General features: G+C 51.2%; 1 pseudogene. It reads left to right on the top strand.

Going from position 1 to position 549, the window contains the following annotated elements:
- Positions 1-549: pseudogene (locus CIK04_RS27130) on the top strand (alpha/beta hydrolase-fold protein); the annotation flags it as partial.

Genomic DNA, 549 nt, shown 5'->3' on the forward strand with positions numbered 1-549 from the left:
ACCCGTCCTGTATTGGTTATCCGGCCTCACCTGTAGCGAACGAAAACTTTATGCAAAAAGCGGCGGCATTTGAAAAGGCGGCAGAGCTAGGGATAGCCATTGTTGCCCCCGATACCAGCCCCAGAGGTGAAGGGGTCGCCGACGATCCCGATGGGCAATATGACCTTGGTCTTGGCGCTGGATTTTACCTCAATGCCACTCAGGAGCCGTGGAAAAAGCACTATCAGATGTACGACTACATTGTGAGTGAGCTGCCTCAGTTGATTGAAACCAATTTTCCTGTCACGGAAAAAGGGCCATTGCAGGACACAGTATGGGAGGACACGGCGCTCTGACGATTGGGATTCGTAATCCAGATCGCTATTGCTCTATTTCCGCATTCAGTCCAATTTGTCACCCCACTAAGGCACCTTGGGGGCAAAAAGCCTTTCGCCATTATTTAGGGGAAGAGACTGAACAATGGGCACAATACGATGCCGTTGAACTGCTCAAAAAGCATTGTCTTACACGTCCGTTGCTGGTCGATCAACGGTGCTGCCGACCCCTTCT

The organism is Vibrio sp. 03_296 (genome assembly GCF_002265885.1).